The sequence below is a fragment of the Paractinoplanes pyxinae genome (assembly GCF_026626335.1).
GTDB lineage: Bacteria > Actinomycetota > Actinomycetes > Mycobacteriales > Micromonosporaceae > Actinoplanes > Actinoplanes pyxinae.
Genome location: NZ_JAPNTZ010000009.1, coordinates 191,049 through 204,658, shown reverse-complemented (window position 1 = coordinate 204,658; position 13,610 = coordinate 191,049). Strand labels below are relative to the sequence as shown.

At 65.8% G+C, this 13,610-nt stretch carries 15 protein-coding genes; 4 read left to right on the top strand and 11 right to left on the bottom strand.

Annotation, left to right across the window (positions count from 1 at the left end; genetic code table 11):
• Positions 1-93: 93 nt before the first annotated feature.
• Positions 94-738, bottom strand: a complete 645-nt coding sequence (locus OWR29_RS26075) for a GPP34 family phosphoprotein (protein ID WP_267565862.1) — start codon at positions 736-738, stop codon at positions 94-96.
• A 271-nt stretch (positions 739-1,009) separates the two neighbouring features.
• Here OWR29_RS26075 and OWR29_RS26070 point away from each other — a divergent pair, with 271 nt between their 5' ends.
• Positions 1,010-2,320: a tetratricopeptide repeat protein gene (locus tag OWR29_RS26070; RefSeq protein ID WP_267565861.1), complete on the top strand. Its 1,311-nt coding sequence runs from the start codon at positions 1,010-1,012 to the stop codon at positions 2,318-2,320.
• A 104-nt stretch (positions 2,321-2,424) separates the two neighbouring features.
• Positions 2,425-3,234: a phosphotransferase gene (locus tag OWR29_RS26065; protein WP_267565860.1), complete on the top strand. Its 810-nt coding sequence runs from the start codon at positions 2,425-2,427 to the stop codon at positions 3,232-3,234.
• Between the two features lie 209 nt (positions 3,235-3,443).
• Here the strand turns inward: OWR29_RS26065 and OWR29_RS26060 are convergent, their stop codons facing one another.
• The 3 genes from OWR29_RS26060 to OWR29_RS26050 all read right to left on the bottom strand — a co-directional run bounded on the left by OWR29_RS26060 (position 3,444) and on the right by OWR29_RS26050 (position 6,319).
• Entirely contained in the window at positions 3,444-3,920 is a 477-nt protein-coding gene (locus tag OWR29_RS26060; RefSeq protein ID WP_267565859.1) for a GNAT family N-acetyltransferase, read from the bottom strand.
• Positions 3,921-4,805: 885 nt separating this feature from the next.
• Positions 4,806-5,747, bottom strand: a complete 942-nt coding sequence (locus tag OWR29_RS26055; RefSeq protein ID WP_267565858.1) for a protein kinase family protein — start codon at positions 5,745-5,747, stop codon at positions 4,806-4,808.
• Complete coding sequence (locus OWR29_RS26050; RefSeq protein WP_267565857.1) at positions 5,744-6,319, bottom strand: metal-dependent phosphohydrolase; 576 nt, start codon at positions 6,317-6,319, stop codon at positions 5,744-5,746. The genes OWR29_RS26055 and OWR29_RS26050 overlap by 4 nt, the downstream gene beginning before the upstream one ends.
• A gap of 34 nt (positions 6,320-6,353) precedes the next feature.
• Between OWR29_RS26050 and OWR29_RS26045 the strand changes: the two genes are divergently transcribed.
• The gene (locus OWR29_RS26045) at positions 6,354-6,809 is read left to right on the top strand and encodes a hypothetical protein (RefSeq protein ID WP_267565856.1); all 456 of its coding nucleotides are present in this window, start codon (positions 6,354-6,356) and stop codon (positions 6,807-6,809) included.
• On the opposite strand, the gene OWR29_RS26040 is transcribed toward OWR29_RS26045, so the two are convergent.
• From OWR29_RS26040 to OWR29_RS26025, 4 genes are all read right to left on the bottom strand, one after another.
• Complete coding sequence (locus OWR29_RS26040; protein WP_267565855.1) at positions 6,806-7,387, bottom strand: hypothetical protein; 582 nt, start codon at positions 7,385-7,387, stop codon at positions 6,806-6,808. The genes OWR29_RS26045 and OWR29_RS26040 overlap by 4 nt on opposite strands.
• A gap of 177 nt (positions 7,388-7,564) precedes the next feature.
• Positions 7,565-8,581, bottom strand: a complete 1,017-nt coding sequence (locus OWR29_RS26035) for a hypothetical protein (protein ID WP_267565854.1) — start codon at positions 8,579-8,581, stop codon at positions 7,565-7,567.
• A complete protein-coding gene (locus tag OWR29_RS26030; RefSeq protein ID WP_267565853.1) occupies positions 8,578-8,763 on the bottom strand; it encodes a helix-turn-helix domain-containing protein in 186 nt (61 codons plus the stop codon). Before OWR29_RS26030 ends, OWR29_RS26035 begins: the two co-directional genes overlap by 4 nt.
• A 318-nt stretch (positions 8,764-9,081) precedes the next feature.
• A complete protein-coding gene (locus OWR29_RS26025; protein ID WP_267565852.1) occupies positions 9,082-9,288 on the bottom strand; it encodes a hypothetical protein in 207 nt (68 codons plus the stop codon).
• Positions 9,289-9,665: 377 nt separating this feature from the next.
• On the opposite strand from OWR29_RS26025, the gene OWR29_RS26020 reads away from it, so the two are divergent.
• Positions 9,666-10,061, top strand: a complete 396-nt coding sequence (locus tag OWR29_RS26020; RefSeq protein ID WP_267565851.1) for a hypothetical protein — start codon at positions 9,666-9,668, stop codon at positions 10,059-10,061.
• Positions 10,062-10,103: 42 nt separating this feature from the next.
• Here OWR29_RS26020 and OWR29_RS26015 read toward each other — a convergent pair whose 3' ends face one another.
• From OWR29_RS26015 to OWR29_RS26005, 3 genes are all read right to left on the bottom strand, one after another.
• On the bottom strand, positions 10,104-11,222 hold the full coding sequence (locus OWR29_RS26015) for an IS630 family transposase (protein ID WP_267565850.1): 1,119 nt from the start codon (positions 11,220-11,222) through the stop codon (positions 10,104-10,106).
• Between the two features lie 189 nt (positions 11,223-11,411).
• Entirely contained in the window at positions 11,412-12,797 is a 1,386-nt protein-coding gene (locus OWR29_RS26010; RefSeq protein WP_267565849.1) for an IS701 family transposase, read from the bottom strand.
• Positions 12,798-12,906: 109 nt separating this feature from the next.
• Positions 12,907-13,545 carry a hypothetical protein gene (locus OWR29_RS26005; RefSeq protein ID WP_267565848.1) on the bottom strand — a complete coding sequence of 213 codons (639 nt, stop codon included), beginning with the start codon at positions 13,543-13,545 and terminating at the stop codon, positions 12,907-12,909.
• Positions 13,546-13,610 lie beyond the last annotated feature (65 nt).

Here is a 13,610-nt window from a genome sequence, read left to right as displayed (position 1 = left end):
AAGGAGGGTGCCGACGCGGCATAACAAACTCCAAACCGAAGAGAACGAGAAATAGATTCACAGGCCGCAGGCAGGACCCGCCCTCACCACCAGCTAAGCCGACACTGAAATTGCCCGCAGAGAGGAAACAGCCGCATTCACCAAATGGCGGTATCGCCGAGTCGCCACAGTTTCACCTGCCAACGCTCTAGCCACCATGCCCGACGGAAGGGTGTTAAGCAGAAAACCGTCGCCGCCGGCGTGATGCAGCAACGTGGCCAACAACCATTGCCCATCTGTCAACCGACGCCCCTGCACGACACTGTCAACGAGATCAGCCTCCACCGCCGCCGGCGCAAGATCACCCTCGCGTCGCACAGCCACCTGCCGCCAACCGGACCGCCGCCGAATCGCACGTTTGCTGGCCACCAAGTGGTCCGCCACCCGCTCCCGGACTCCCGGCACCAAGCCGTCGATGACATCGACCGGATGCAGCGCAGAGTCCTCGGCGAGCTGCCTGTGGACTGACGCCAATAACCGATCAGCGATCGGCGCCGTTTCCTGCAGGATGACGTGATCCGCTTCAACTGCAATCTGTCCGATGTCGATCAGTTCCGCCAAGACGGACGCTGCGACAATCCGATCGGCTGCTCGCATGGAACTCTTGAGAGCTCCGCTGACATCGAAGTGCACGAGCCAGTACGCATCATGCACTAGCATGCCGACGCTTAACGCGTCTCGATGTTGAACCACCTTCACCCGCCCCGGACGCTCCCACGGCGGATATCTAACATCCACCTCTGAGAGCGAAACTCCCATCTCAGGGACAGCTGCAGTAAGAGCGCCAAACGATCATCAACGCCTATCTGCACTCTGACCAGTTCGGCCGATCGGCTCGACCGATCACGGTTCCGCCGGGCTGGATTCAGCGTTATCCTTCGGTCACGAATCCTGACGGCATGGAGCGCCCGTGAACTCGACTCGGTCAGACGGTGGACCTCCCCCTCCGAGCATCTGGGAAACCCCGCCGATGCGCGCCGCCCTTGCTCGACACGATCTGGCCTATGTCTTCCGGCACTTGAGCAGGTCTGGTTTCTCCCAACGCCGCATAGGTCAGTTAACTGAGCAGTCCCAGTCCGAAATCTCCGAGATCGTCGGCGGCCGAATCGTTATGGCATATCCCGTTTTGCTGCGGATCGCCGACGGGCTTAAGATCCCACGCGGATACATGGGGTTGGGCAACTACGACCGGGAGGATCACTCGCCGGTCGAGGACGCCTTGACGGTGGGCGTGACGGGGGCTGATGAAGCGGAAGAGATTCGCCGCTCCCTCCAGCACGCAGCCGAAACCATGATGGGGACTTCTCTGCCGGAGACTGACCTATGGTGGCAACCGCTTTTTCGCAGCCGGACGCCAGTTCCTGAACGTGTCGGCCACAGCGACATCGACAATCTTGAACACCTAACACGAATTCTTAGGGCTGTGGACTATCAACACGGCGGAGGAGCGTGCCGCGAGGCAGTCCTCGCGCAGACCGACTATGCCCGGTCAATGCTGGGATCGAGATGCAGCGACGAGGTTCGTCGGCACCTCTGCTTGGCTACCGCTGATTTACACAACCTTGCTGGCTGGAGTTCGTTCGATGTCGGCCTCTACGGAAGCGCCCGTAGACACTTCGCCCTCGCCCTAGAGCAAGCGAAGGCCAACGACAACCTCTCACTGGCTGCAAACGTGCTCTATCGACTTGGGCGAATCCACCTGCACCGTGGGCACATAGAGCAGGCACTGAGGTTCTTCCAGCTCGGCCAGCTTGCCGCGCAGGACGCCGATGATCCCCTAACTGTCGCGATGCTTCACGCCAACGCCGGCTGGGCGTACGCACTAATGGGTAACGACAATAAGGCCATCAGCGCCCTCGGCCGAGCGCAGCACGAATTCAGCAGAGGAGAAGATGACCTACCTGCATGGGTTGCCTTTTTCGGCGCTGCCGATCTGTCAGCCCTGACGGGAATGATCTACGCGGAGCTGTGTAACGGCAGTGCAGGTAGCGACAACTTCGCGAAGGCGGTCCGGCACCTGACCCAGAGCATCGAGGGGCGCGGAGCAGGGAATACCCGCAGTGCGGTCTTCGAGCTGACCGCCCTCGCCACAGCTCGGTTAAAAGCCGGCGACAACAACGGAGGAATCGCCGACGGTAACCGTGCCGTCGACATGGCCAGCCAAGTACGGTCCGTGCGAACCGTCGATCGGCTTCTGCCGCTACTGAAAGCAACCGGAACAGAGTCTAGCGACGAGGCTGCGGCACTTGCCCGGCGTATTGTTACGCTTCGAGGAGGATGACTAGCCGAAGCTCACCGCCGGGCGGGCGGATCTCAGAGGAGCGCCTACGCGCGGTCCTCGCACGCGTACAGGTGGCAACTGGGATCGATGCCACCGACGCCCAGTTGATCAAGTTCACCAATAACGCTGTCTTTCGACTGCCCGCTTCCCGCGTCGTGGCTCGCATCGCGGCATCGTCCACCATGGCTGATCGCGTCAATAAGGTGATCCGTGTTGCCCGATGGCTCGAGCACGGAGACGTGCCAGCGGTCCGTCTTCTCAGCGGCGCCCAGCCCTTGATCATCGACGGCCTCAAAGTGACGCTCTGGCATGAGGTGCGTGTTGGCGATCAGCAGTTGAGTGGTGCTGACTTGGGCGCGATCCTGCAGCAGTGGCATACGCTCGCCCCGCCCGAAGCCGGCTTGCCTCGGTGGACGCCGATCGGCGAAATCCAGAGCCGCCTTGACGAGCCCGACGGCGTAAGTACCGACGACGTAGCGTACATGCGAGCCGAATGCGACCGACTGGAGGAAGCACTCGCCAACCTGAGCTACGAACTTCCGCCGGGCCCAATCCATGGTGACGCCTTCATGGGGAACCTCATAGCTGGCGTCGCAGGTCCAGCGATCTGCGACTTCGACTCAAGCTGTAGTGGCCCTCGAGAATGGGACTTAGTACCGGTGGCCGTCGGCAAGCTGAGGTTCGACTATCCCGGGGACGACTATGGCGCCCTGACCGGCCAGTACGGTTTCGACGTGATCACATGGCCCGGCTTTTCAACTTTGCGTCGACTGCGGGAATTTAAGCTTGTTACCAGCCTGGTGCCCGTACTCGCCAGCCGACCAATTCTCCGGCCTGAATGGCAACGGCGGCTAAATACCTATCGAAACGAAGATCAAGACGCACGCTGGTCGACCTATATCCGCGCTGCGTGACCGAGTCATCGGATCCGAACGTTGAAGGCACGTGACAACTCAGCTTTATGGAAGCGGTACGGACAAAATACGCTCCGCGTTCGAGATCCGACGTCTTTCGGATAGACCCGCTGCGTTTGGTGAAAGTACTTAGCGCTAGCGGTGACCATCCGCGAGCGCAGCTCTACGTTGACGCCGTGTAATGGGCAGCCGTCTCCTCGATCCGTTGCTCACGCGAGGGTGAGCTCGTAGACGGCTCGATCTTTACCCCGTCCTTTAAAGTTGGAGATGACCTGAACGCCGTCGACGACGTGGTCGCCGGGAATGTTGATGAAGCCAACCTTATGCCAGGCCATGGCAGCCGCATGATTATCTGGCTCTGACGTCAGGTAGATCCGGCGGCACTGCCACACGTTGGCCTGGACGGTGATCGATTGCAGCAGCGCTGCGGCGATGCCCTGACCACGATGGGCCGGATCGGTCATCACGTCTTGTATGTAGACGTCTCTGGGATCGTCCTGACTGCGCATTGCGATAATTGCCCCGACGACCCGATCGTCGGTTAGCGCGACGGGGCAGGTGGTGGAGAACAAAGCACTGTATAGCCAATAGTCCGAGCTCGTCCGCGCTCGCACGTAGGGTTCGCCCAACGCCATCAGATCCTCAACGTCTGAGATAAGGGCGTCGTTGAGGGCGACGATGCGCATATTTACTCCTAGTTCAGCAGCCCCGGATAAGATCGACTATTTCGTCGGCCGCTTGGGCGGGGTTTACCGCCTCGGAGATGCTACGACTGATGATCAGGATGTCCCAGACTTGGCTGGCGATGATGTCGTAATCGGTGGGGCTGAATCCACCTGACACGGCGACGGGAAGCTGGCTCCCGTCGCGGATCGCGTTGGGCGTGGTCGAGTGGACGCTGGCCGCGGATGCCGCGGTCGATATTGGTGGTCTGCGGGCCTTCGATGCCGGCGACACCTCCGTACGCGACCAGTTCGTCTTCGAGGTCGACTACCAGCTATTCCCCGGGTCCCGGATCGGCTGGGTCGAGCAGCCGCGCACCCAGAAGCCCTATCGCCGCTGGGTCCTGGCCGCCGCCGGCCTGGCCGCGCTACGTACGGAGAACCCTGGATTCGTCTGGCACGCCCTGGGCGGGCACATCGATGACTCCCCGGTCTTCTGGGACACTATCGGCGCCGACGTGCCGGAGGCTACCGCCCACCTGACGTACGCGAGCACGTTACCGCAGGCGGCTAAGCGCCCGGGCGGTGTCGGGCTCAGGACAGGGGGCCGGACCCGCCACGCGACGGGAACGGCCACCCGCGGGCCGAAGTCGGCCAGGTGCTGCGCCAGGATAGAAACTTTCAGGCCGCCCGGATTCCAGGATGTCCGATTCGTCCGCAGCTGCGCTCGGGCCGGCCGGTACCGAACTGGATGGATGGCAGCGCGTCCGCCCGCGCACGCAGATGCGCGCCCCGTGAACTCTGCTGTAGACCTCGCATTCTGCGGGGGTCACAGCATTCGCGGAGCGTGCACGCACCTTTATGGAATGGGCGGCCGGCAGCCTAATCAACGAGCGACCGCGCCCCGGACTACTCGAGCAGCTGGATGGCGGCCCGAAGTTGCCGCTCGGCCGCACCGACGTCGTCGTTCGGCGGTGGAGAAGGTGACAAGTGGCCGACACCATCGACGGGCTGGTCGGCACCCGCCTGCCGTAGATGCCGGAGCGCGGACAGCACGCGGTGCCACCCGAGCGCCCACCTGGCCGAGTCGAGTCCCCCGCGGTCCGCGCCGGCGTCCGGGTGGCCACCGGTCCGCACATACGAAGAGATAAGCGTACGCATGGCGTTGACGTCGACCGCTCTAACACCGAGGACGCTGGCCAGGTCGAGCAGACCGGGCCCGGTGTGCGCAAGCGGGACGTCGACGAAGTGCTGGCCGATGGTGCTGATGTGCAACGCGGTGGGGTGGAGTTCGCCGTGACAGATGCCGTAAGGCGGCCGGTCGGTGTCGCGGGCCCGGAGCGCGGCGAACTGGTCGAGATGCTTCAGGGCGGCGTGGAGCGGGCCGGGGTTGGCGATCGCGCCGACGGCGTGGGCTTGGTCGACGAGCGCGAGGCCTTGGACGGCGGTGTCGTGCAGCGCCGCTGTGTCGACGGTGGGGTGGCCGGGTAGCGGGTCGGGTCGGTGCAGGTGCGCGGCTGCGGCCCCCGCGGTCTGTTCGTATGTGGGTGCGTGCAGCGCCGGTCCGAGATCGGCCATGAGCATGCCGGTCACGTCGGCGTGCTGGGTGTAGGCGTGGAGCGCGGGGACGGGGATGCCGGCGGCAGCGAGCGCGGTCAGCGTGACTGGCTCGTTGGTGAACGGTGGCAGCGCGAGCTTCAGGATGAGGGTGCGGTCGGGCAGGTGCAGGCGATGCACGCCGCACAGCTCCCATTCGCGAATGGTGGTGCGCTGATGCGGGGCGGGCAGGCCTGCGGCTCGGCAGAGTTTGGTGGCTAGCTGCTCGAGCAGGGCGGAGCTCCAGCTGGTCAACGCGGGATTCCGTCGGTGACGTGGTCGAGGCGCGTGAGGGCAGCGCCGAGGGCCGCGGTCATGGTGTCGGGAACCCGGCCGGCGCTCGCATCGCAGCAGGCGTGGAAGTGCGGGAGCAGCTGAAGGAGCGGGCGGCGGCGGGCGAAGAAGGTGGTCACGTCGCCGGACCTGCGGGCCCGGGCCATCAGGGAGGACAGCGCGACGATCCGGTCGGCGGTGGAGGCTAGGAGCACCTGGTGATCGTCGACGACGATCTGTGGGCTGTCGGTGTCGAGGCTGCGGTGCTCGTCGTGCATGACGCGGACGATGCGGCGGACCGTGGCTGAGTAACGGGTAGTGAGTAGCCGGTCGAGGTCGATGTAGGGCGGGGCGAGGTCTGGGGAGTCGTGCAGCAGCGCCGCGGCGATGAGGTCAGTTTCCGGGTCGGGCACGTGCGCGCCAATGGTCACGGCGACCTTGACGGCGTGGGCCAGGGCGGGCCGGTCGTCGATGATCTGCCCGACACACCAGGTTCTGGCGTCGTTGAGGGCGGACTGCACCATCGGGTGACGGGGTGGGGCGAGGACGGTCATCAGCGGGTTATCCCTTCTCTCTTACGATGGGGGGATGGTTGGCCCGTTGCCGCAGTGGTGTGACGACACCTGTTCGGTGTGCCCGGCTCAGGAACTCGGCCCCGGAAAGTTCGATGTGGTGGCCCGGCCAGCCCGGGAGCTGGCGTATCGGCCTGAGGTGGGCTGGCGAGTGGGCCCTGACGGTACGGCGGTGTGCGTGCACCCGTACCGGGTGGGAATGCCGCCGGGCCGTTATGCCTCCGCCAGTACGCCGGTGCCGTCGATGGAGGCAAACTCGGCCCTTCCGGCGCCCTCGGCGGAGGCCTTGGAGTTACCGGCGCACGTGGACGACCTGGAGGGCTGGTTGGTCGCCGTGCTACGGACGGCTGACTCGGATGAGATTTTCGGAGCGGTGGCGCGGGCGGAGCGGCAGGCGGGTGAGCGCTTCGCACCCGGCGCGGTGGTAACGGCACTGCGCCGGGTGCTGTCGCGGGAGTTGGCCCGTCGTTAGGCGGGAACGGCCTCGAAGTTGATGTTGTGGCTGCGGCCGTTGCCGATGATGCCGGCCTTGCCGTACTTCTCCTCGAGGATGTTCAGGCGCCGGTTCACTTCGGCGGCGTCCAGCCAGTAGCGGGTGGGCTGCTCGCCCCACCCGGCGGCGGCGTAGTAGGCGTCGGTGGTGCAGCCTCGGGTGTAGCTAAATTCCTCGTGCTCGGTGGCGTGCGGGAAGTGCACGCCGATCGCCTCCTGGATCTTGCAGATGACGGTGAATTGCGCGAGGACGGCGTGGACCATCTCGTCGACGGCCGGCGGTAGGAGCAGCTCGGCGGTTTCCTCGTCGCCGCCGGTCAGCTCGAACACGGCGGCCTTGAGCGCCAGGGAGCGCAGGGCCTCCTCGAGCAGCGGCGCCGAGTCACGGTCGAGGTCCCACTGGCTGACCGTCGGGTAGCCGGTGAAGGTGGCCCAGCAGGTCGAGTACTTCATGGACGAGCCGGTGAGGCGCTCGTAGAGCGGATGGGCCTTGATCGCGTTGAGGATCTCCGCGGCGCGGGGGCCAACCGTGTTCGGGTCGAGCGTGGGGGTCTTCATGCCCGTGGTTCCTTCCGGATCGGGGATGTGGTCCGGCTGGCCGGCCCGGCGGCCGGGCGGCTGTGCCGATACCCGAAACGTATGGCGGAACCGTGCGACGGCGATGACCCACGGTGTCTTGGTTGGAGGGTCACCGTCGGTGCAGAGGTGACCCGGGGTGGGTCAGTGAGTTGCGGGTCAGGTGTCCATGCCCATGCGCTGCGCCAGTGCGCGGAGGCCTGGCAGGCGCTGGGTGCGGCGGCGGGGCAGCAGCTCGGCGACGATGGCGCGGGCGATGGACTGGTGCGGCAGCGCTTCAGGAGCGATCTTCTCGGCGCGCAGCACGGTGCCGACAGCCTCCCCGGAGCGCATGTCGATGGTCTGCGCCCAGGCGACGTTGAGCAGGTAGCGGGCGTGCATGGCCGGTGGCATCCGGTCGGGGTGCTCAACGTGCTGCGCGCGGATGAGGGCCTGGCGGGGCTGACCGGCTGAGATGGCGGCGTCTACGGCGCGCATACCGACGACGGTGGGCCCGAACGGCATACCGACGTAACGGGACACGGGATCGTCGCCGAGGCGGGCAGCGGCAGAGCCCATCAGCTGGATAACTTCGGCAGCCTCACTGTGCCTGCCGGACCGGGACAGGGCGACGGCGGCGTAACGCAGCAGCTCACCCCAGACGGCGAGCTGGTCGACGGTGGCGGTCGACAGCTTCGGCTCGATCCGCTCAGCCGTGGTGGTAGCCAGGTGCTCGGCTTCCGGCCACAAGCCCTGGCGGGACAGCACCCACGAGCGGGTGGCCTGCTGCGCGGCTTCCAACAGTTCGTCGTCGGCGTGCTCGGCTGCGCGTTTCGCGCCGTGTAAGGCCAGGTGGGCTAGATCTTCGTGGGCGAGATGGGCCAGCAGCGCGGCCGTGATTTGCAGAGTCTCCGCCAGCACCGTCGCTGCGATCGGCTGGTCCGCTTTAGCGGCGGTGCTGACGGCGACGCGGGCGGCGCTGATCCGCTCGGGCAAGGCATGGGCCAGCACCGGATAGGAGCCGGCCCAGTAAAGCTGCCAAAGTTGTGCGACGCCGGGCTGCAGAGTACGGGCGGCAACCGGGTTAGTGTCGAGGTCGGCCAAACCAAGGACGGCGCGGCGCAGCTGCACCATCTCGGAATCTTCGGCACCGGTGGCCAGACCACGCGGTTTACCGACGAGGTCACTGGCGGTCACGTCCAGGCGTGCGCGAGCGCGGTCAAGGTTTCCAGCCGGACCGACTGACGTTGGCCCTGCTCGAGCTTGCGGATGATGCCAACAGAGATCCCAGAGTGGTCGGCGAGCTGCTGCTGCGTCATGCCGCGGCGCTGGCGCAGCACGAGCAGGCGTCCGCCGATCGTGTGGGTGTCAGCCGCCATGACGCGTCCCTCCGTTGAACCCGGCCGGTCTGGTACTCCACGATACGGGTAGGCCGGGCCACGCCGCCCTACCCGCACTGCCACCCTCAGCCCTCTCGTCTGCGCACCACCCTGCGGGCGGTGGACTGTAGCTGAGCCACCCGGGCTTGATCTCGTAAGCTGCACTTGCAGATGTCGATACTGATGCGTATTCGGTGGCGTACGTGACTGTGCGCTCGAAGCTATACGCCGCCAGGTGGCCGCCGAGCCTCAATTCCCGGTCGCTTGTCGCGGCCTCTCTCCTGCTTGTTCGGGAGGTCGATGTGGGCGTGCTTGTCGTCACCAAGCGAGAGTCAGGTAGTCCTCCGCGCGGTTCTGGACCAGCGACACCGTCGCCTCGTCGCAGAGGCCATGGTTGATGAGCGCGACCTGCCAGCGGGCGTTGAACGCGAGGATCCAGGCGGCTGCGCCGGCGGCGGTTCGCCGCTCGCGGCCGCCCAGCGGCTGGGGGCGGGCAGCGTCGAAGTCGCGCATGAACAGCGCCACCTGCTCGGGGTCGACAAGCCGCCGCCGGCGGTGGAGCTGGAGGCGTAGCTCGCCGCGGCGAAACCTGCGATGACCGCCTCGGTGTCGGCGACCAGTTCCCAGTCGAAGGTTCCGACCAGCGCGCCACCGGAGATCGCGGTGTTGCCGGCGTACCAGTTGGCGTGACCCACGACGACGGCCCCTGCGTCGCGATGAGCCAAGATCTGGTCTGCGGCTCGCCGGCCGAACGCGTCAAGCCACTCATAACCGGCCGGAGTTGAGCGGAAGTCGACGAGGGTGTCGTGCGGAACGGGCCAGGGCCCGGCCTGGTATTGGCACCATGACGGCCCAGACCCGGCCCGGCCCACGAAGTCGGGTCGCTGTCGCAAGATCTCGGTGTGCCGGGCGAGTCCGTCGGCCAGCAATCTGCGGCTGGCCGGGTCTCGCCCGTCCGGGGCCTCGCCGTTGATCAGGGTATCCGCCGTCGAGACCCGGCCGTCGACCTCGTCCGGCCCAGCCAGGGGCACCGCGCAAGGAAAGCCCGCTTCTACCAGCAGAAGCTGGGCTTCGTTGGCGACCTGGGTCGCGTCAAGGTCAACCGGTGGTCGATGCGTTTTGAGGACAAGGGCGCGTCCGTCTTGCAGCTCGACTCCCCAGACGACGTCGATGCGCCCGGCGCGGAAGCGAACCTTCGCGATCGCGCTGCCCAAACGGCGTTTCGCCTAGGTATCGAGAAACGCGCGCAGCTCAAGCGGCGACACGGGCCCGTAGACGGGCGCGCTCGGTACCACTGATCTCCGCTAGTGCCGTGACCATGAACGTTTGAGGTGTTGGGGTCAGGCTGCCCGGGTGGCGGGTTGGCCCCAGCGTCGTTGGCGTTCGCTGCGTATGCGGGCGCGTTCACGGCGTTGGGCAGTCAGGACGTCGGGGTGGCGGGCGTTGGCGTTGCGCCAACGCAGATATGCGTGCAGGTGACGAGTCAGCGCGGGATGGTTCGGGTGGTCTGAGCCGGCGATGACGAAGGTGCGTAGCGGCCCGAACTGGGCCTCGATCGGGTTCGCCCAGGACGCGTAGGTCGGGGTGAAACACAACTCGACCTTGTTCCGGGCCGCCCAGGCTCGGATGGCCTTGCCCTTGTGCGCGGACAGGTTGTCCAGGATGACGTAGATCGGCGCGCCGTCCGGCCTAGCGCGGCGGATCGACTTGAGCGCGGCCAGGGTGTTCGTGGCGCCCTTGCGCCGCCGGACGACGCCCCAGAGCTGATCGTCACCGACGGAGTAACAGCCGTGGAACTGCCGGACACCGTGCAGCTTGTGATAGTTCGCAGGCAGCCGCCGCGGATGACCCATGCGTGCCCAGCCGGCACCGGCCTGCGGGCGGATGACCAGGGGCCCGAACTCGTCGAACGCGAACACTCGTTGCGGGAACTGGCTGCTCACCTGCTCAATCCGGGCGAGCTTTGCCTCGCGGTCGGGATCGTTGGATTCCTTCCACGTCTTGGTCCGCTGGAACGTGATCGAGTGCTTAATCAGCAGCAGCCGCAGCCGTTCCCGCCCGATCTCGATCGGGCGGGCGGCCAGCGAGCTGAGATGTTCGGCGAGCTTACGAACGCTCCACCGGGTGAACGGGCGCCCCAATGCTTCAGGGCGGGTGTTGGCCGTCGTGACGATGAACGTCTCCTCGTCAGGACTGATCAGGCGGGGACGGCCACCCGCCCACTGAGGGTCCAGGCTGGCCATCCCCGTCTCGTTGAACCGATGGATGACCTGCCGGATCGTGTCCTCGTCCGCCTGCACGAGCCGGGCGATAGCCGGCACCGTGTTCCCGCCGGCCGAAGCGAGCACGACCATCGCCCGCCGTAATCGGATCGGTGAGCCGGTGCCCCGGCGAGTAATGCGCAGCAGCGTCTGACCCTCCTGGTCACTGAGCCGCCGCACGCGAACTGGATCTGCCACCACCACGGCCTGACCGCCACACCACCGCCCAGCCGTCAGCCCCGACGGCGTGTCATCCAACACCGTGAACGTTCTTGGTCAGGGCACTAGTAGTACTTTGTTAGGTTGGTACTGGTTGGTGGCAGTGTGGGCAGAAGCCGAGCCAGGTGCCGAGTTGGTATTGCAGGTGTCGTAGTACGGCGTAGAGGCTCAGGGCTGCCCTGCTGCTTTTGGGTCGGTGAGCCGTAGCTGGGTGAGGAACAGTTGGGCGGCGGCGGCGAGGGTGACGTGGCGGTGCCAGCCGATCCAGGAGCGGCCTTCGAAGTGGTCGAGGCCGAGTCCGGTCTTCAGCTCACGGTAGTCGTGTTCGATGCGCCAGCGGCTTTTCGCGAGCAGGACCAGGTCGGTCAGGCTGGTGTCGGGTGGGAGGTCGGACAGCCAGTAGTCGGTGGGTTCGTCCTGGCCGGGTGGCCATTGCACGAGCAGCCAGCAGTCGGGCAGGACGCCACCGTGCTGCGGCAGGCCTTCGCGGACGGTTCTGCCGGCGGGCCGGACCCGCAGCGCGAAGAAGTGTCCCGACAGGGTGCCGGTGCCACGGTCGGAGTCGGTGCGGGCTGCGGGTAGTCGTTCCCGCCAGTGCACGAGCGTGGCCTGGCCGGCGCCGTGGTCGAGGGCGAGGGCTTTGATGCTGCGTGCCGGATGCGGGTATCGCGGTGCGGGATGTTTGCCGACCCCGGCATAAGCGGTCTCGACGGGTTCGGCGTCACCGCTCTGAGCGGTGGTGGTCGAGGTGGTCGCCATGATGAAACGGATGCCGCGGTCGCGCAGGCCTTGCCGGAACTCGGCGACCTGCCCGTAACCGGCGTCAGCGGTCAGCAACGGCGGATACAGGTGCCAGCCGGCCAACTCGTCGATCATCTCCAGAGCCATCAGCCATTTCGGCCGGTACCGCTGGTCGTCCGGGATCTTCGATGCTGCCCGACGCCGCAGGATCTGCGCGATCTGCTCCTCGCGGGGCAGCTGCTTACGCACGTGTGGTTTCTTCTTCCCGGCCTCGTCCAAGGTGACCGGCTGCCGGCGCAGACGACGGGCGTGCACGTTGGCGACCTTCCCGGCCTCGTCCGGCACGCACGTCTCGTCCCAAGACTCCGGGACGAACAACCGCCAATCGAGCACCGCCGACGCGGTATCGGTCGCCGCGTGAACGCTGACCGCGATCTGGCAGTTACCGACTTTGCCCAACGTTCCCGAGTACTGCCGGGCCACACATGCCGACGCGGTGCCGTCCTTGGCGAAGCCGGTGTCATCGACTACCCATACCGTCGGTGTCACCACCTGCACCGCGCTCGTCGCGACCCGTCGCCGCACCACGGCCGCGTCCCACGTCGACGAGGTCAGGAACTGCTGCAACTGCTGATGATCCACCCCGAGCCGAGCGGCCATCGGCTGCATCGATTTGCGCCGCCCGTCCAACATCAAGCCACGCAGATACCGCACACCCGTCTCACGCTGATCCACCCGCGGCAATCCCGCGAACATCTCCGATCCGAACTCCAGCAACCGTTCCCGGACCCGCGCCAGCGCACCCTCATCCACGCCAGGCAGCCAAACAGCACCAGCGAACAGCTACAAGCGACACACCGCAACGACCTAACAAAGTACTACTAAGCGAGATGCAGGAAGACCAGGCAATAAACGTCCGGAGTCAGCAGTCATCGGGAACGTGTTTGTCATCCGGAATGGTAACCAGGATCTGGGCTGTCGGCACACGCAAATTCTCCCCGGTCGTCACGTCATAGAAAACCGCTAGACCGGCTGCCTGCCCCAAGAACATCAGGCATCTTCGCGTGCTCAGCCCCGGCGCACCGCGTTCTGGAGGCTTGATCCATGCGACTTTGGCGGGGCTGGCATGCACCCCCAAAACCGGAATCCGAATCTTTGGCAGGTAGATGTGCCGTACCGCGTAACCGTGCTGAGCTTCAGTGCCGAACGTCCAGGCGAGCATCGGAAGGCAGACCAGTACGACGACGACAGCGGTGATTCCGCAGCGCTGTACGAGCCGCGCCCTCTCCGCACGAACGGGCATCGACGCTGCGGCCCGCCACCGTCCTGCCACCACCTGTCGAACCGCGCGAGCGGCGTACGCAGCAAGCACCAGGGCCCCAGTGAGAAGCAGCGCCAGTTCAGCAGTACCGGTCAGTTGGCTCGACAGGATCTCCGAGTACCCATAGCCGACCTCCTCCGGAGTCACATGCATACGCATGTAGAAGAAGACATACGCTAGACGTAGGACGCCGAACAGAAGCACCCCGACGATGCCGAGTAACGGCACCGCATACTTCACGATCCAGTCGAGCAGTGTGACGTTATCCGGCGCGGCCGCCGCAGGACATACGACAGTTGCCGCCG

Bases quoted from the DNA above. Each gene is read 5' to 3' on its own strand.
- OWR29_RS26060 (WP_267565859.1), bottom strand. From the start codon at position 3,920: ATGCGCATCGTCGCCCTCAACGACGCCCTTATCTCAGACGTTGAGGAT.
- OWR29_RS26045 (WP_267565856.1), top strand. From the start codon at position 6,354: ATGGTTGGCCCGTTGCCGCAGTGGTGTGACGACACCTGTTCGGTGTGC.
- OWR29_RS26050 (WP_267565857.1), bottom strand. From the start codon at position 6,319: ATGACCGTCCTCGCCCCACCCCGTCACCCGATGGTGCAGTCCGCCCTC.
- OWR29_RS26030 (WP_267565853.1), bottom strand. From the start codon at position 8,763: ATGGCGGCTGACACCCACACGATCGGCGGACGCCTGCTCGTGCTGCGC.
- OWR29_RS26040 (WP_267565855.1), bottom strand. From the start codon at position 7,387: ATGAAGACCCCCACGCTCGACCCGAACACGGTTGGCCCCCGCGCCGCG.
- OWR29_RS26070 (WP_267565861.1), top strand. From the start codon at position 1,010: ATGCGCGCCGCCCTTGCTCGACACGATCTGGCCTATGTCTTCCGGCAC.